This window comes from Bifidobacterium cuniculi (genome assembly GCF_000741575.1).
Taxonomy (GTDB): domain Bacteria; phylum Actinomycetota; class Actinomycetes; order Actinomycetales; family Bifidobacteriaceae; genus Bifidobacterium; species Bifidobacterium cuniculi.
This window is the reverse complement of record NZ_JGYV01000005.1, coordinates 26,460-43,155: the sequence shown is the minus strand read 5'-3', so window position 1 is coordinate 43,155 and position 16,696 is coordinate 26,460. Positions and strand designations below refer to the sequence as shown.

The window sequence follows — 16,696 nt, the reverse complement described above, 5'->3', positions numbered from 1 at the left end:
CCTTGTCATCTTTCAGCGGTGTCACAGACTGCGCCACGCGATGCCGCTGCCCGGCAGCGCGACGTCGTCGACGCCGCCGCCGGCACGCGTCACGCGCGTGGACTGGGCACGGTCGGTGTTGTTGACGACGCAGTAAGTGCCGCGGTCGGGGAAGACCGCGACCTCGCATTCCGGGTTCGTGGAGCTCCATGCGACGTACCGGTCCTCGGCGTGCGCCGCGTGGAACAGCGCGCGCTCGAGCAGGCGTGCGTTGAGTGCGCTGTACGGCAGTCCGGCGACGTAGACGCCGCGGCCCTGCCCGTAGTCGTTCGTCGCAAGCTGCACGTCGCCGCCGGCGGCGCGCAGCAGCTGCACGGATTCGTCGATGGCGTACGTGTTGACGACCGGCTCGCCGAAGTCGCCGGCGCCGGGCAGGTCGGCGGTGATGAAGTGCGTGTCAAGCGGTTCGGGACCGTACTTGTCGACGGACAGCGTATGGAAGACCTCCTGTTCGACGCCGAGGACGTCGGCGAGCTGGAAGAAGCGCCCCTGCCACCAGGTGGCGGTGGGCTGTCCGACGCCGACGAAACCGCCACCTGCGCGCACCCAGGCGCGCAGGGTGGCGACGAGGCGCGGGTCGCGCCATGCGTCGCCGCCGCTGAAGGCGGTGTGTGCGGGGCCTGCGTTGATGATGACGTCGATGTCCGGGTCGACGCCGTGGTCGAGCACGTCGTCGAAGCTGATGAAACGCACGTTGACGCGCATGCCGGAGAGCGCCTCGAGGATCCCGTAGTACGACGTCGTCTGCTTGTCGGGCAGTGCATGCGCCACGGTGAAGGCCATCCAGCTGCGCATGGCGCCCCACGAGTTGAGCAGGGCGACGGTGAGTTCGCCTTCGGCGCGCTGCCCGCCGGTGCGGTCGTGCATATCGCGGAATTCGTCGGCGATGCCTGCGACGGTGTCCACGAACTTGGGGAACTTCGCGGCGAGCGAGAGGTAGCCGCCGTAACCCATGCGCGCCACGGGGCCGCGCAGGATCGCGCGGCGCGCCTTGCGCCAGTTGTCGAGCGCCTCGATGCTCGGGTCGTTGCCCTCGTGGAAGGTGTCGGGGAAGAAGTACGGCAGGAAGCGCCCTTCCGTGTAGCGTACGCCGGGAATGTCTGCGATCATGCGCAACGTGGTGCCGTCGCCCACGGAGCCGACCACCGCGTCCAGGCCCAGGTCGGCGAAGCCGGGCAGGTAGGGTTCGGTGCCGATCCACTGATCGCCGAGAAACATCATGGCTTCCTTGCCGGCGGCGTGCGTCTCGTCCACGAGCCGCTTGACGTTGGCGCGTACGAAGGTCGTGAGGAATTCGATCCAGTCGCGCTGCGCCTGGCGCGGGATGCGCCAGGAGGAGTCGTAGCAGCCTTCGTCCACGAAGTCCTCGGGGCGCAGGCGATAGCCGTAGCATTCCGCGAAGTCGTCGAGCGCCTGCGGGGATACGGTGCAGGCGCAGCCGAACCAGTCGACGACCTTCTCGCGGTGCTTCCGGTCGAAGAGCAGGGTGAACTGGTAGAAGAAGGTGGTGAAGCGCACCACGTCGGTGCGCGGGTTGTCCTCCAGCCACTTGCGGAAGGTGTCGAACACGAATTCACGGGTGGCGGGGTGGTAGATGTCGAAGGGGATCTCGTGTTCCTTGTCGCCCCAGTCGTTGGTGAGATGGTTGTACATCTCCACCGGATCCCAGATGATATGTGCGAGGAACGCGACCGTATACTCGTGCATCGCCTCGGCAGCCTCAATGGTTACCGTGTCGCGCTGCGGATCATAGGACCAGCGTTCGGCCGGCACGACCTGCCCGGCAGTGCGGTCCATGACTTCCCAGTAGCGGTGCGGGTCAGCCAGCCGGTTCGGCTGGAGCTGCTCGGCGTAGAAGGCCGCCATGAGGTCCACTTCCAGCGGGCCGCCGGTCTCCGCGAGCGTCCGATCCGTCAGCAGGTACACCTGGGGCGTCTCGTCCATGTGCAGGCTGATCCACTCGTTGTGGGCGCGGCTCGGGAAATAGGCGCTGTAGATGCGCTTGCCGAGGGCGAGGACGGCGTCGTCGAGTTCGGTGCCGTCGGAATTGCGGATGGCATCGGCACCCCACAATTCGGCAAGACGGGCAGTCTCCTCAGCGAAATTCGCTTCGCTGGGCAGGGTGAAACGGCCGGGTTCGGTCATGGGTGGCTCCTTGGTCACGATTGGTCATAGCAGGGAACAAAAGGGATGGTCGGTTGCACGTGCGTCCGGCCCGGCGCAACCGCTGCCGGGCCGGGACTCAGCCCTTCACGGCACCGGCGGCCAGGCCGGCACGCCAGAAGCGCTGCAGGGTCAGGAAGAGGATGATGACGGGCAGGACGCCGAGCAGTGCGCCCATCATGAGCGCGCCGCGGTCGTTGAACACGGCCAGCGACACCATGCCGTACAGGCCCAGGGTCACCGGATAGAGGTCCTCGCTGGACAGCATCATGAGCGGCAGCAGGAAGTTGTTCCAGGTCGCCACGAACATGAACAGGAAGATGGTCACCATGGCCGGGGCGAGCAGGCGCAGCACCATGGTGAAGAAGATGCGGGCCTCCCCCGCCCCGTCGATGCGCGCCGCCTCGAGCAGTTCGTCGGGTACGGAGCTCTGCGCGTAGACGCGGCCGAGGAAGAAACCGAAGGGCGAGACGCAGCAGGGGATGATCACGGCAAGCATGGTGTTGTCCAGGTGCAGCGCGTTGAAGATGGCATACTGCGGGATGGTCAGCAGGGTCGCCGGCATGAGCATGGCGGCCATGATGATGCCGATGGTCACGCCCTTGCCGCGGAACCGGAACTTGGCGGTGGCGTAGCCGGCCATCACGGAGACGACGGTGCCGACCAGCGCGGAGACGCACGAGTAGAGCAGCGAGTTGCCGACCCAGCGCCAGAAGCGGTCGCTGGTCCAGCCCAGGAGGGTCGCATAGTTGGCCGCGATGGCATCCGGAAGTTCGTTCAGCGGCACGGCGAACCACAGCCCGTTGCTGCCGGTGAGCTGCGAAGGCGTCTTGGTGGAGGCCACGATCGCCCAGTAGATGGGGAACAGGAAATAGACGAGCGCAACCACCAGCACGACGACGGTGATGGTCTTGACGGCCTTTGACGGGCGCATGGAACGCGGCAGGTCCGCCTGCGCACGTTCCCTGCGCCGTTCGGCACGGCGGGCCTCGCGACGGGTGGCGATGCTCATGATTCGCTCACCTTCCTTTCCACGAAGGCATAGGCCATGGCAAGCAGGCCGGCGATGACGGCCATGACGATGGCGATGGCGCTCGCAGGGCCGTCGCCCTTCGGCGTGAGGAAGCCGCGTGAGGTGTTGAAGGCCATCATCATCGGCGTATACGAGTAGGAGATGCCCGGGTCGGCCGTCTGCATGACCTGCGGTTCGTTGAACAGCTGGATGGTGCCGACGATGGACAGCAGCATGGCGAGCAATGCCGCGCCGCGCACGTTCGGCAGCTTGACCTTCATGGCGACCTGCCAGCCGTTGGCGCCGTCGATGCGCGCCGCCTCGTACAGCTCGTGCGGGATGGCCTGCAGCGCGGACAGGAAGATGAGCATGTTGTAGCCGGTGAAGGTCCACGTGGTGATGTTGACCATGGAGCCGAGCACCACGTTGCTGGCGAAGAAGTCCACGTTGACGCCCAGTGCCGCCAGGCCCTTGACGATGGGTGAGATCTGCCCGTTGTACAGGTACACCCAGATGATGGAGGCGATGACGCCGGGGATGGCGTAGGGAAGGAAGTAGCCCAGGCGGAAGCCGGAGACGTGCTTGACGACGAAGGAGTCGATGAGCATGGCCAGCACCAGCGCGGCGACGATCATGAGGGGCACCTGGATGACGGTGTACAGCAGCACCCGGCCCATGCCGGCCCAGAATTCGCCGGACGTGACCACGTACCTGAAGTTCTCCAGGCCGACGAAACGGTTGACGAGTTCGCCGCCGCCGTAGGCGCCGCCACCTGTGGCGACCTGCTGGAAGAAGCTCGAGTAGATGGCGTAGCCGATCGGCACGATGAAGACGAGCAGGAACAGCAGGACGAAGGGGAGCATGAACAGCCAGCCGGTGCGTTCCTCGCGCCGTGCCGCCGGCGAGCGCCGCCGCCTGGCCGGCGCAGTGGTTGTGTGGGCAGTCATCGTGATTCCTTTTGTGCGTGTCGGAGGGGAAGGGCCGGGCGTCCGCGCCGTGGCGTGGACGCCCGGCGGTGGCTCATTCGGACACGGCCAGACCGTAGTCCTTGAGGGTGTCGATCGAGGAGGTCTGCGCGGTGGAGAAGACGCTCTCGACCGTGGCGGTGCCGGCGGCGGCCTTGGCGGCCTGTTCCTTCATGGCGGTGCCCACCGAGGAGAAGCCGGGGATGTAGGAGAAGTCGCCCATGTTGGCGTTGGCGTCGAAGAATTCCTTCATGACGTCCTGGCCGCCGTAGAACTCGGACCAGCTTTCCGGGGTGGAGGGGGTGCCGGTGGAGGCTGCCACCACGAGACCCTGCGAGGTGAGGTCCTCGATCTGGGTGTTGAACCAGTCGAGGAACTTCATGGCCTCGGCCTTGTGTTCGCATCCCTTGATGGCGGCGACGCCGGAGCCGCCGTCCGGGCCGGTCTTGGATCCGTTGCCGAACCAGTCGCCGATCTGGGCGACACGCCAGTCGCCCTTGCCGCCCTTGTCCGCCATGGAGTCCATGAGCAGCGGGGCCTCCCATGCGGCGCCGACGGTGCCGATGAGCCTGCCCTGCTGCAGTGCGGCATCGAAGGACGGGTCCCAACGCGGGTCGGTGGCGACGGCCTTGGCGTCGAGCAGGTCCTGGAAGACCTTGGCCACGGCCTGCGAGCCGACGGTTTCGGTGTCCACCTTCCACGCGTCGCCTTCGACGGTGTACCAGGGGCCGGAGGCACCTGCCAGGCCGGAGAGCATGTTGCCGGCCTCGTCGGCCTGGAAGGACATGATGTACTTGCCCTGTTCGGCGGCCTTCTTCGCGGAGGCGACGAGTTCGTCCTGCGTTCCGGGCACCTCGATGCCGAGCTTGTCGAATTCGGCCTTGTTGTAGAAGTAGACGAGCGGGCCGGTGTCCTGCGGCAGGCCGTAGGTCTTGCCTCCGATGCCCATGAGTTCGTAAGGCCCGGCCGCGAAGTCGCCCTTGTATTGTTCCGCCTCGGCGGTGACGTCCTCGAGGATGCCCTTGGTGAATACCTCGGGCAGTTCGGCGTAGCCGACCTGGGCGAGGTCGGGCGCGTTGCCGGCCTTGACATCCGTCTCGAGCTTCTTGATGAGGTCGGAGGCGTTGCCGTTGAAGTGGACGGCCTTGACCTGGATGTCCGGATTGGCGTCGTTCCAACGCTGCACGATGTCCTCGACGCTGGTCATGCCGGGCTTGTCCGGCAGGCGGTGGATGTACGTGAGTTCCACCTTGCCTCCGGATGAGGCCGATGCCGCACCTCCCGTGGAGGATGACGCGCCCGAGCCGCAGCCCGCCAACGCCATGCCGACCGCACTCACCATGGCGACCGTCGCCATGCAACGCTGCTTCCAGTTCATGATCCCTCTCCTTTGCGAGATGCCGCTGTGGCTGGGTATTTTCCGAGTATGTGGTCTTGATGTGCACCGTCACGGCCCTGTGACGGTGCCTTCACTCTAACTGTCCGGGAAACAATTGTCAATTTCGATTACTTTTATTCTTCGCCCACAGCGATATCAGACATCAGATTCTAATGATTTCAACGCTTCTACGGCGTTTCGCTATTGATTATCATGGTGACGATTATTCGCTATGATGAAAGGCATCCACCCCATGACACTCAATGCGGAGCGAATCATGACCCTGTACTACCTCTCGGCAGCATACGGCAGCGACGACAACGACGGCACTTCCCCCGACCGCCCATGGCGCACGCTCGGCCGCCTCGCCGACGTCCGGCTGGACCCCGGCGACGGCATCCGTCTCGAACGTGGTTCCACGTGGAACAACGAAGCCCTGCATCTGCATGACGGCGGCACGCAGGGGCATCCCGTCACCATCGACGACTACGGCGACCCCACCCTGCCTCCCCCGCACATCGCCTGTGACGGCGCGGGCCTGTGGCACGAGGACTACGGCGCGCCGATCGGCGGCGCGCCGCACCGGCATAAGGGTGAAATCTCCACTGCCCTCCTCCTCATGGACACTTCCTACGTCGAAGTGTACGACCTGGAACTGTCCAACCGTCGCAAGCCGGGCGAAACGCCCGCCTTCAACGACCGCGACGCCCGGGACCGCACCGGCGTGGCCGTCATCGCCCAGGAGCGCGGCACCGTCTCGCACGTCACGCTCGAGCGGCTTCACGTTCACGACGTAGAGGGCAACATCTACGACAAACACCTGGCCAACGGCGGCATCTACTGCAATGCCCACTTCCCCGCCGAGCGCAATCCCGCCGATGCACCTGTCGCCCGCTTCGAGCACGTGCGCATCGCCCACAACACCGTGGAGCGCACCACCCGCTGGGGCATCGCCGTCGGCTATACCGCGTACCTTGCCTTCATCGACCGCGCAACGCCCGACGGCCATGGCGGCTTCCTCAATGAATTCGACTACGGCGACGGCCGCATCGACGACAACATGCTCGCCCATTACGGGGCAACCGACGTGATCGTCGAACACAACACGGTGACGCGCGCCGGCGGCGATGCGATCACCGTGATGTACTGCCTACGGCCGGTCGTACGCGCCAATACCGCGAAAGACGCCGCCTGGTTCATCCGCGACGACGTATACATGGCGACCGACGCCGACCGCGTGGCGGCCGCCATCTGGCCCTGGCGCTGCAAGGACGCGCTCTTCGAACGCAACGTCGCCTGCCGCACGCGCAACGCCGACCGCGGCAACGGTGACGGTCAAGCATGGGACGCCGACTTCGGCGACGGCACCGTCTATCGGCACAACTACTCGGAAGGCAACTCCGGTGGCACCGTGATGTTCTGCAACGAGTGCGCCGTGCGGTCCGTCTTCGAACACAACGTGGCCGTCGGCGACCACATGGGCGCCATCGACATCCCGCACAACCCCGACGCCACGGTGCGCGGCAACGTCTTCGTCCTCGCCGACGGCGCGCACCCGCTGCGACTCGACCGCGCGGACGGCGCAGCCGCCGTGGAAGGCAACATCTTCGTCGCCAAAGGCGGCCGGCCGCTGGCGACCGACTGGCACCCCGCCGGCTCACACGTGGCCTGGCGCGGCAACACCTACGTCGGATTCGCCACGATACCCGACGACGACCGAGAAGGCACAATCATGGACGGATAGTTGACATATTCAACCACTACCCCCTCGGAGAAAGTCGTCAAAAGCATGGTATCATTGGGTTCATCAGAATGAAATCAATTGTTTGACTCGCTGACATTTGCATCTGCACCCATGCCACTGCCCATGTCCTGCACACACGGACCAGCATACGCCGCGGTGCACCCCCACGGACGCGAAGGAGCACGCCATGTCCCCCACCAAGACCGTCGCCGCAGACATCCGCACCCGCAACATCATGGCCGCCTTCCGGCTGCTGTTCCCCGCGGCGCGCATCTCCCGCAGCGAGCTGGGACGCCAGCTGGGCCTGTCGCGCATGGCGGCCAACGAGGTCACGCGGGAAATGCTCGACGAGCACATCATCCGCGAGATCGGCGAGGACACCCGCACCGGGCGCGGCAAGCGCTCCCAGGTGCTCGCCATCGACACCGCACACTGGCGCGTCCTGTCGGTTGACCTGTCCGAACCGTATGTGCTCAAGGGCGCCGTCGTGGACCTGTGCGGCCGCATCGTCGACCGTACGGAGATCCCCAGCGACGACCCCGAACGCGCCGACTTCGAGGACGTGACGGCCCTCTCCCGCCAGCTCATGGACATGGCCGGCGACGCCCCCGTGCTCGGCCTCGGGCTCGCCGTGCCCGGCATCGTCGACGCCGACGGCAACGTCATCCACGCCGTCCACCTCGGCTGGCACGACCTGCCCGCACGCCAACGCCTCGAGGACGCCCTGCAGGTGCCCGTGCTCGTCGGCAACGCCACGGACGCCGCGCTCCTCGCCGAACGCCACTTCGGCGAGGGATCGGACAACTCCATGCTCATCCGCATCGGCGCCGGCGTCGGCGCCAGCCTGTGCGTCAACGGCGAGATCGTGGAAGGCCAGCATTACATGGCGGGCGAGATCGGGCACGTCGTGGTCGACCCGAACGGTCCCGACTGCGCCTGCGGCAAGCGCGGCTGCGTGGAGGCCTACCTGTCCACGACCAACCTCTACGCGCAGATCGCCGCCGACCCCGCCGCCAGGATCGAGATCCTCACCGGCGCCGGCCAGATGCTGGGCCGCATCATGGCCGTCTCCCTCGGCCTGCTCGACCTCGGCGACGTCGCCCTCGACGCCCCTGCCGACATCGCCGGCGAAGCCTTCCTCAACGGCATGCGCGGCGAACTGAGTTCGGCCATGACCTCCCACACCAGCCACCACATCCCCCGTCTCCACCGCTGTCAGGTAGGGTCGGACGCCTCGCTGCGCGGACAGGCCATCGCCGTCATCCATCGTCTGGTCCCCACCATCCGCACCCGCACTGCCGATGGCACGGCAACCCACTGAGTCCGGCGCCCACCGGGCCATGCACGTTCCCCGGCGGCAACGACGCCGCCGTCCCCACCAAGGAGCCACCATGCACTCCCACACCCCGCCTGCATGCCTGCTCGGCATCGACGTCGGCGGCACCACCATCGGCGGCGTCGCCGTCGTGACACACCCTGACGGCGCGGTCGACATCCTCGCCACCGGCGAACGGCCGGCGAGACAGGGGCGGGACGCCCTCGTCGAGGATGTCGCCGCCGTCTGCGACATCCTGCGCGACGCCGTCGACGGCCGCGCCGTGCCGCGGTCCATCGGCATCGGCACGCCCGGCAAGGTGGACGTCGCCAGCGGCAACGTCTCGGACATCGCTAACCTCAGCGTCGACACCGTCGCCCTCGGCAGCGACGTCGCGCGACGTACCGGGCTACCGGTGCAGGTCGAGAACGACGTCAACGCCGCCGCCATCGGCGCTGCGCGCATGCTCGGCACCGCCGACGCGCACGTCGTCGCCTTCCTCAACCTGGGGACCGGCCTGGCCGCCGGCATCCTGCGCGACGGCCGGCTCGACCACGGCGCGCGCCACACCGTCGGCGAAATCGGGCACATCCCTGTTGAACGCCACCGCTGGCCGTGCGGCTGCGGCCAGCGCGGCTGCCTGGAGACGGCGGGCAGCGGCGGCGCCGTGACGCGCCTGTGGCCCTACGACTCGCCGCCCATGCCCGGACTGCTGCGCGCCGCCGCCGATGCTCGTTCGCCCCGGCATGCGGAGGCGGTGGACACCAAGCGTACGGTGGTGCGCGCCATCTGCGACGCCATCGACGTACTGGCGCTGGCCGTCGACCCGGATCTCATCATCGTGGGCGGCGGCATGGCACGCACCGGCCAGCCGCTGCTGGACGCCCTGCGTGGGGAACTGCACGACCGCGCCTCCGCCAGTCCTTTCATCCGTTCCCTGGCCATCCCCGACCATCTCCGCCTTGCCCCCGACGCCCTCCCCCTGGGCGCCATAGGTGCCGCCCTTGTTGCCCCCTGATTGATCTCCCCTCGCTATAAGGGGCACTTCGCGTTTGTGTGTAGGCGGGGCCCTGAGCTCACGTCTCCTCCCCGCTCGATACGCCCCGCATCCCGGGTGCCGAGTGGAAAACGCAGGTTGAACCTGCATTTTCTACTCGATGTCCAGTGGCTGCGGCGCATGGCGCCGGAACGGTATGGCACATACGGCTCGCACCGTCCCGGAACCATCACGATGCTGGTGCAGGATCCCTGAAGGCACCCGTCCCTTACGCACTAAAACGCAAAGAGCCAGCAACAGAGAGACTAACGTCGCCAAAGCACCACCGACTTCGACGCGCTCTCCTCCCCTGCGGGCAGGGCACGCCGGTCCGTGTCGTCGCGGTGGCGCCAGTGGCGGGCGCGCCTCGACCGGCGCGTCTGCGTGATGCCGCCCGCGGCGTCGGCGGTGAAGACGGAGATGCCGTCGTACTTGAGCTGGTCGAGTTCGCGGCGCAGTTCGCGGTTCTGCTCCTCGAGGTCGAGGATGCGCATCACGCCGCTCAGGTTGATGCCGTCGTCCTGGCTGAGGCGCTGCGCCTGCAGGAGATGGTCGACGTCACGCAGCGAATACCGCCGCGCGCCGCCCTCCGTGCGCTTGGGCACCACCAGGCCGATGCGGTCGTACTGGCGCAGGGTCTGCGGATGCACGCCCGTGATCTCGGCGGCCCGGCTCACGCTGAGGATCGGCAGTTCGATGTCGAAACCGACGCGCGCCGCGCCGTCAAGGTCGGCGCGGCGTTCGACGATGGCCATCGCGCACATCTCGTACAGCCTGCGTTTCTGCTGTGCCATGCGCGCCATGCCGATCAGTCCTCACGCATCTTCACCACGTCGTCGACGAAGCCGCCGCAGGCCTCGTCGAAGGCCTTGGCCGCGTGCTTCTCCTTGCCGCTGGGATGCTTGGGCACGACGATGCGCACGCGGCCGACCAAGTCGCCCGTCTTGCGCGGCGTCTTGACGCCCTTGCCGGAGACACGCACCTCGTCGCCGCTGGATGCGCCGGCGTGCACCTTGAAGGTGACCGGCTCGCCGTCCATGTCCTTGATCTCGACCTTGGCGCCATCGACGGCCTGGCCGACGGTAATCGGCAGGTCGACCACCAGGTCGACGCCGTCCATGGAGAACTTCGGGTCCTCGGTGACGGTGAGCTGCAGGTACATGTCGCCGTTCCTGCCGCCGTGCTGGCCCGGCTTTCCCTTGCCGGCCAGCTTGATCTTCTGGCCGTTCTTCACGCCTGCGGGCACGCGGGTCTTGAACTGCTTGCCGTTTGCCTTGAGGGAGACGGTGGCGCCCTTGACCGCCTGGCGGAAGGTCAGCGTGATCTTCGAGTTGAGGTCGCCGCCGTCCTCCGGCGCATGCGTCGGCCGGTAGCCGGCGTAGGCGCCCTCGCCGTAGTCGTCGTAGCCATAGCCGCCGTAGCCGCCCTGGCCTCCGGCACCGCCGCCGAACATCGAGAAGATGTCGTTGAGGTTGGACGCGCCGCCACCGTTCGTGGAGAAGCGGATGTGCGAGCCGTTGCCGCCCGCTCCGCCGCCGAACATCGAACCGAAGATGTCGGAGAAGTCGGCGCCGTCGAAGCCGCCGCCGGAAGCGCCGCCCGCGAAGCGTGCGCCGCCCATGCCGAACTGGCGGATCGCGTCGTACTTCTCGCGCGAATCCTTGTCCTTGAGCACGTCATAGGCCTCGGAGATGTCCTTGAACTTCTCCTCGCCTTCCTTGGTCTTGTTGATGTCCGGATGGTACTTGCGGGCCAGCTTGCGGTACGCCTTGGTGATCTCGCTCTCGGTGGCGTCCTTGGAGACACCGAGGGTCTTGTAGAAGTCTTTGTTCAGCCATTCGTTCTCAGCCATGTTGTGCCTCCTTTCGAGGTCCTGAGAAACAACAGAAAAGCAGTGGCCGCGAACCGTAAATCATCTGCGGTCCACGGCCACTGCACATTACATCGGGGATGTCGCTACGCCTGCGGGGAGGCGACGACCACACGGGCGGCGCGAATCACGCGGTCGCCGATGCGGTAGCCCGCCTCGACCACGGTGTCCACGGTCGCCTTGTCGGCTTCCGGGTCCGGCTTGTGCAGGATCGCGTCATGGCGGGTCGGATCGAAATCCTCACCCTTGACGCCGAACTTCTCCACGCCGAACTTCTCGAAGGTCTTGTCGAGCTTCGCTGCCACGGCCTTGAAGGAGTCGTCCATCTCACCGTGTTCACGGATGCGGTCGATGTCGTCCAAGGCAGGCAGTTCCGCGGTCAGCACGTCGATGATGCCCTGCTGGCGCGCACGCTCCATGTCCTTCTTCGTGCGGTTGCGGTAGTTGATGAACTCCGCGCGCTCACGCTGGAGGGCCTCGAGGTACTCGGCGGCCTCCTTCTTGGCCTGGCCAAGCGGGGTGAGCGTGCCGTCCACCGAGTCGGCCTCGGGCTGTTCGCCCTCGGGCTCGGCTTGCTTGGCATCGCCCTGTTCCTCGGCCTTGGCCCGGGCCTCGGCGTCGGCGGCTGCCTGTTCCGCGGTCGCCGCAGCGGCCTCGGCCTCGGCGGCGTCGTCACGGATCTCCTCGGCCGCAGGGGCGGCCTGCCCGTCGGCGAGCTCGTCGGCGTCGGGCAGGTCGTTCAGGTAATCGTCCTTGTTGAACTCAGCCATTACTGGTTGTCCTTGTCGTCGTCCACGACCTCGGCGTCGACCACGTCATCGTCGCCACCGTTGCCGGAATCCGGCTGCTCGCCCGCAGCGGCGCCCTCGGCGCCCTGCTGCGCGTACAGCGCCTGGCCGATCTTCTGGGCCGCGGTCATCAGCTTCTCCTGGTCGGACTTGATCTTCTCGATGTCGTCGCCCTTGAGCGCGTCCTTCAGCTCGTTGACCGCGTCGGTGACTTCCTTGGCCACGTCGTCGGACAGCTTGTCCTTGTTGTCGTTGACGAGCTTCTCGGTCTGGTAGGCGAAGGCCTCGGCCTGGTTGCGGGTCTCGGCTTCCTCCTTGCGCTTCTTGTCGTCGGCTTCGTGGGCCTCGGCGTCGCGCACCATGCGGTCGATCTCGTCCTTCGGCAGTGCGGAGCCGCCGGTGATCGTCATGGACTGCTCCTTGCCGGTGCCCTTGTCCTTGGCGGAGACGTGCACGATGCCGTTGGCGTCGATGTCGAAGGTGACCTCGATCTGCGGGACGCCACGCGGCGCCGGTGCGATGCCGGTCAGCTCGAAGGTGCCCAGCGGCTTGTTGTCGCGTGCGAACTCACGCTCGCCCTGGTAGACCTGGATGAGCACGGACGGCTGGTTGTCCTCGGCGGTGGAGAAGATCTCGGAACGCTTCGCCGGGATGGCGGTGTTGCGCTCGATGAGCTTCGTCATGATGCCGCCCTTGGTCTCGATGCCGAGGGACAGCGGGGTCACGTCGATGAGCAGGACGTCCTTGCGGTCGCCCTTGATGACGCCGGACTGCACGGCGGCGCCGATGGCCACGACCTCGTCCGGGTTCACGGACTGGTTCGGCTCCTTGCCACCGTCGAGCTCCTTGACGAGCTCCTTGACGGCCGGCATACGGGTCGAGCCGCCGACCAGGATCACGTGGTCGATCTGGGAGACGGAGATGCCGGCGTCGGCCAGCACGTTGTTGAACGGCGTGCGGCAGCGGTCCAGCAGGTCCTTGGTCATTTCCTCGAAGTGCGCACGGGTCAGCGTCTCGTCCAGGTGCACCGGGGTGCCATCGGGCGTCATGGCCAGGTACTGCATGTTGATGGTGGTGCTCATGGAGGAGGACAGTTCCTTCTTGGCCTGCTCCGCGGCTTCCTTCAGGCGCTGCAGGGCGATCTTGTCCTTGCTCAGGTCCACGCCGTACTTGTTCTTGACCTCGCCGACGAGCCAGTCGATGATGCGCTGGTCCCAATCGTCGCCACCGAGGTGGTTGTCGCCGGAGGTCGCCTGGACCTGGATGGTGGAGAAGCCGTCGTCGTCCTTGCCGATCTCCAGCAGGGAGACGTCGAAGGTGCCGCCGCCGAGGTCGAAGACCAGGATGCGCTCGTCTTCCTTGCCCTTCTCGAGGCCGTAGGCCAGTGCGGCCGCGGTCGGCTCGTTGATGATGCGCAGGACGTTGAGGCCCGCGATGGTGCCGGCGTCCTTGGTGGCCTGGCGCTGCGCGTCGTTGAAGTACGCAGGGCAGGTGATGACGGCGTCCGTCACCGGCTCGCCGAGGTATGCCTCGGCGTCGCGCTTGAGCTTCATGAGGATCTGCGCGGAGATCTCCTGCGGCGTCCACTCCTTGCCGTCGATGTCGACGGTCCAGTCAGTGCCCATGTGGCGCTTGACCGAGCTGATGGTGCGGTCGACGTTGGTGACCGCCTGGCGCTTGGCGACTTCGCCGACGAGAATCTCGCCGGACTTGCTGAATGCCACGACCGACGGCGTGGTGCGCGAGCCCTCGGCGTTCACGATGACGGTCGGCTCACCACCTTCCAGCGTCGCGATGCAGGAATTGGTGGTACCCAGATCAATACCGACTGCACGTCCCATACTTATATCTCCTTTGGTTGGATGCTTGTTACGTTGTTCGCTCCGGTTCCGTCAGGCGGCGCCGGATGCCGTGCACCCGTTGCCCTTTCCGAACCTTCTGAAACTTGAGCCTACATCACTCAACTCTGTGCAAGCCGATATTATTCCCTGTGCAGAAGATTTTTTGGAAAAACACGGAATCGTCGGAATTCCAGTCGTCTCAAGCCCCCTCCAGCCCCTGGGAAGCCCCTTCCCAGCAAATCCCCAGCCGTGACGAGTAGTGCATTCGTACTTCTTTTGTCCCTTCCTTCCCGGTCCTTGCCCTGAAGCCTGAACGCGCAGCCCCCGGGTTCCGTCCTTGTCCTCGCACGTCCATGTGTACAGGTCGAAGCGGGGCCCGATTGCATGGCCGTCATCGCCGTCGGTCTTGTGCAGGTCGATCGAGGCGCCCCCCGTTTTTCTCCCTCGCCGGGAGACGATGGCCACGGGAGCATGAACCGCTGCTTCATCGTCGTTGCAGGCTGCATTGCCCGCAGAGCGACGGACTTCCCGTCATGGGTGCGCCGCCTTGGTCATCCCCTCGATCGTCCGCCCGTGACCTCTCCTGGGATCTCTCGTTGTTCCGTGACGTTTCCGGGCAAGGCCCCGGAAACGTCACGGAACAACGGGAGATTTCCTACCCGCGCACCAGCGGCTGGTCCGGGTTCCTCCTCGCGTCGGTGCCCCTCAGGATCAGCCTCGGCTCGATGACCGAATGCGCCTCCTTGAGTTCCTCGCCGTGCAGCAGCGCGAGGCCCTTGCGGGCCGCGGACGCGCCCATGGCGTAGGGGTCCTGCCGCATGGTGGTCAGGTCCACGGTGTCGGCGTAGTTGGCGTCGTCGAAGCCGATGATCGAGTAGTCGCGCGGCGTGTAGTAGCCGTGGCGCTGCATCTTGAGCATGAGCGGGATCGCCATCATGTCCATCTGGCAGCAGATCGCGTCCGGGAACTCCTCCTCGGAGAGCACGGCGGCGAGCGCGGAATCGGCGAAGTCACGGCCGCGCGGCACGGACAGCACCTTCCAGTGCAGGTCCGGGTCCTTCTCGGCGGCGGCGGTGCAGGCGCGCACGAAGCCGCGGCCGCGGGCGTCGATGGAGGATACCAGCGACTCCTCGGGCGCGGAGCAGGTGTAGACGATGCGCTTGTGGCCCAGGTTGATCATGTGCTGGGCCGCCTTGAACATGCCGCCCTCGTCGTCGATGCACACGGAGGCGTCGAAAGCGTCGATGTTGGGCGTGTTGATGCCGATGATCGGCACGCGGGTGCGCCGCAGCGCGTCGACTTCCTCCGGCTCGATGGCGAAGGACGCCACGAAGACGGCGTCGACGTTGCGCAGCACCGGCAGGTCGGTGAAGAACGACTCGCGGTTCTTGGCGTCGTCGATGTGCTGGAACAGGGAGATGTCGTAGCCCTGCGCGTGCAGCACGGACTCGAGGCCGGCGAAGACCTGCGCGTTGAACCAGCTGGTCACCTCCTGGTTCATGAGCAGCGCCACGCGGAAGGTCTGTCCCGACTTCAGCGCCGTCGCCGAGCGGGAGATGTTGAAGTCGAGCTGGTTGGCGGCCGTCATGACCTTCTCGCGCGTCTTCGGCGACACCAGGTCGGGGCGCGTGAACGCCCTGGATACCGTGGAAATCGACACGCCAGCCAACTGCGCGACGTCGCGTATGCCTTGCTTGTGCACGATGACCGCTTCTCTGTGTTTACTCTCGGTTGTGGGTTTTCGGGGGACGGTTCAGATGACGATGAGCGCGCAGACGGCGAGCACCACCGGGTAGATGCAGTAGAACACCCATTTGTCCCACGCATGCCCGTAGCCGAGCTCGTCGTTGCGGTAGTGGAGGACGGCCACGCCAATGCCAGGGGCGATCAGGCAGACCGCACCCAGCGCGCCCGCGGTGAACAGCATGCTGTTCTCGCGGCCGTCCAGATAGTAGAAGATGACCACGAAGCCGAGGGTGAGCATGCCGATGTTCATCAGCAGGCCGGTCTGCCCGATGCGGAACAGGTAGCTCCACGCCAGTCCGACGAGGATGACGAGGATGCCGAGCACGACCTTGGCGCCGGTCGGGTAGTCGCGGATGGCGTCGAGCAGCATGACGACGATCAGCGCGATGAGCAGTCCCCACACCGGGTTCTGCGAGCTGAAGTCAATCATGGCGTGCGTGTTGCAGATGTCGTAGGGCACTTCGCACACCAGCGCGAGCACCAGCAGCTGCACGGCGTACAGCAGCTGGCTGTGGGTGTGGTCGAAGCCGGAGTACAGCAGCCATGCGTAGATCGGCACGGCGGCCCAGGAGACGACCTCGCACAGCACGGCGCCGGTCAGGCCGACCATGTTCTCGTCGGTGGGCACGCCGAGGAACAGCGGCACGATGGTCGTGCTCGCCGCGCCGACGAACAGCAGGACGGCGCCGATCACCTTGAGGCGGAAGTTCGACAGGTTGCCGACACCGCGGTCCCTGGCACGGCGTTGGCGTTTCGTCTCGCGCTTCTCTTCCAGTCTTCGTTCGTACTCGTTGGCCAA

At 66.2% G+C, this 16,696-nt stretch carries 13 protein-coding genes; 3 read left to right on the top strand and 10 right to left on the bottom strand.

From position 1 onward, the window contains the following. Nucleotides 1–21 precede the first annotated feature (21 nt). The 4 genes from gnpA to BCUN_RS04270 all read right to left on the bottom strand — a co-directional run bounded on the left by gnpA (nucleotide 22) and on the right by BCUN_RS04270 (nucleotide 5,560). Entirely contained in the window at nucleotides 22–2,184 is a 2,163-nt protein-coding gene (gene gnpA, locus BCUN_RS04285) for a 1,3-beta-galactosyl-N-acetylhexosamine phosphorylase (protein ID WP_033515727.1), read from the bottom strand. Nucleotides 2,185–2,281: 97 nt separating this feature from the next. Then, nucleotides 2,282–3,214 carry a carbohydrate ABC transporter permease gene (locus BCUN_RS04280; protein WP_033515725.1) on the bottom strand — a complete coding sequence of 311 codons (933 nt, stop codon included), beginning with the start codon at nucleotides 3,212–3,214 and terminating at the stop codon, nucleotides 2,282–2,284. Then, nucleotides 3,211–4,161 (bottom strand): carbohydrate ABC transporter permease, encoded by a 951-nt coding sequence (locus BCUN_RS04275; RefSeq protein ID WP_033515723.1) that lies wholly within the window; start codon nucleotides 4,159–4,161, stop codon nucleotides 3,211–3,213. Before BCUN_RS04275 ends, BCUN_RS04280 begins: the two co-directional genes overlap by 4 nt. A gap of 73 nt (nucleotides 4,162–4,234) precedes the next feature. Then, nucleotides 4,235–5,560 (bottom strand): ABC transporter substrate-binding protein, encoded by a 1,326-nt coding sequence (locus BCUN_RS04270; RefSeq protein WP_193345977.1) that lies wholly within the window; start codon nucleotides 5,558–5,560, stop codon nucleotides 4,235–4,237. 250 nt (nucleotides 5,561–5,810) lie between these two features. Here BCUN_RS04270 and BCUN_RS04265 point away from each other — a divergent pair, with 250 nt between their 5' ends. The 3 genes from BCUN_RS04265 to BCUN_RS04255 all read left to right on the top strand — a co-directional run bounded on the left by BCUN_RS04265 (nucleotide 5,811) and on the right by BCUN_RS04255 (nucleotide 9,634). Then, nucleotides 5,811–7,301 carry a right-handed parallel beta-helix repeat-containing protein gene (locus tag BCUN_RS04265; protein ID WP_033515719.1) on the top strand — a complete coding sequence of 497 codons (1,491 nt, stop codon included), beginning with the start codon at nucleotides 5,811–5,813 and terminating at the stop codon, nucleotides 7,299–7,301. Nucleotides 7,302–7,488: 187 nt separating this feature from the next. Next, nucleotides 7,489–8,622: an ROK family protein gene (locus tag BCUN_RS04260; protein WP_033515717.1), complete on the top strand. Its 1,134-nt coding sequence runs from the start codon at nucleotides 7,489–7,491 to the stop codon at nucleotides 8,620–8,622. Nucleotides 8,623–8,692: 70 nt separating this feature from the next. After that, on the top strand, nucleotides 8,693–9,634 hold the full coding sequence (locus BCUN_RS04255; protein ID WP_034258397.1) for an ROK family protein: 942 nt from the start codon (nucleotides 8,693–8,695) through the stop codon (nucleotides 9,632–9,634). Nucleotides 9,635–9,918: 284 nt separating this feature from the next. On the opposite strand, the gene BCUN_RS04250 is transcribed toward BCUN_RS04255, so the two are convergent. From BCUN_RS04250 to BCUN_RS04225, 6 genes are all read right to left on the bottom strand, one after another. Continuing rightward, on the bottom strand, nucleotides 9,919–10,455 hold the full coding sequence (locus tag BCUN_RS04250; RefSeq protein WP_033515713.1) for a heat shock protein transcriptional repressor HspR: 537 nt from the start codon (nucleotides 10,453–10,455) through the stop codon (nucleotides 9,919–9,921). 5 nt (nucleotides 10,456–10,460) lie between these two features. Next, nucleotides 10,461–11,504: a DnaJ C-terminal domain-containing protein gene (locus BCUN_RS04245; protein ID WP_033515712.1), complete on the bottom strand. Its 1,044-nt coding sequence runs from the start codon at nucleotides 11,502–11,504 to the stop codon at nucleotides 10,461–10,463. A 104-nt stretch (nucleotides 11,505–11,608) separates the two neighbouring features. Beyond that, the gene (grpE, locus tag BCUN_RS04240; RefSeq protein ID WP_033515710.1) at nucleotides 11,609–12,292 is read right to left on the bottom strand and encodes a nucleotide exchange factor GrpE; all 684 of its coding nucleotides are present in this window, start codon (nucleotides 12,290–12,292) and stop codon (nucleotides 11,609–11,611) included. Beyond that, a complete protein-coding gene (gene dnaK, locus BCUN_RS04235) occupies nucleotides 12,292–14,151 on the bottom strand; it encodes a molecular chaperone DnaK (protein ID WP_033515708.1) in 1,860 nt (619 codons plus the stop codon). Before dnaK ends, grpE begins: the two co-directional genes overlap by 1 nt. A 655-nt stretch (nucleotides 14,152–14,806) precedes the next feature. Beyond that, entirely contained in the window at nucleotides 14,807–15,853 is a 1,047-nt protein-coding gene (locus BCUN_RS04230; protein WP_033515706.1) for a LacI family DNA-binding transcriptional regulator, read from the bottom strand. A 51-nt stretch (nucleotides 15,854–15,904) separates the two neighbouring features. After that, entirely contained in the window at nucleotides 15,905–16,696 is a 792-nt protein-coding gene (locus BCUN_RS04225; RefSeq protein ID WP_033515704.1) for a TraX family protein, read from the bottom strand.

What these genes read in the sequence shown, in the direction of transcription:
- gnpA (WP_033515727.1), bottom strand. Translation starts at nt 2,184, where the DNA reads ATGACCGAACCCGGCCGTTTCACCCTGCCCAGCGAAGCGAATTTCGCT.
- BCUN_RS04280 (WP_033515725.1), bottom strand. Translation starts at nt 3,214, where the DNA reads ATGAGCATCGCCACCCGTCGCGAGGCCCGCCGTGCCGAACGGCGCAGG.
- BCUN_RS04275 (WP_033515723.1), bottom strand. Translation starts at nt 4,161, where the DNA reads ATGACTGCCCACACAACCACTGCGCCGGCCAGGCGGCGGCGCTCGCCG.
- BCUN_RS04265 (WP_033515719.1), top strand. Translation starts at nt 5,811, where the DNA reads ATGACACTCAATGCGGAGCGAATCATGACCCTGTACTACCTCTCGGCA.
- BCUN_RS04260 (WP_033515717.1), top strand. Translation starts at nt 7,489, where the DNA reads ATGTCCCCCACCAAGACCGTCGCCGCAGACATCCGCACCCGCAACATC.
- BCUN_RS04255 (WP_034258397.1), top strand. Translation starts at nt 8,693, where the DNA reads ATGCACTCCCACACCCCGCCTGCATGCCTGCTCGGCATCGACGTCGGC.
- BCUN_RS04250 (WP_033515713.1), bottom strand. Translation starts at nt 10,455, where the DNA reads ATGGCGCGCATGGCACAGCAGAAACGCAGGCTGTACGAGATGTGCGCG.
- BCUN_RS04245 (WP_033515712.1), bottom strand. Translation starts at nt 11,504, where the DNA reads ATGGCTGAGAACGAATGGCTGAACAAAGACTTCTACAAGACCCTCGGT.
- grpE (WP_033515710.1), bottom strand. Translation starts at nt 12,292, where the DNA reads ATGGCTGAGTTCAACAAGGACGATTACCTGAACGACCTGCCCGACGCC.
- dnaK (WP_033515708.1), bottom strand. Translation starts at nt 14,151, where the DNA reads ATGGGACGTGCAGTCGGTATTGATCTGGGTACCACCAATTCCTGCATC.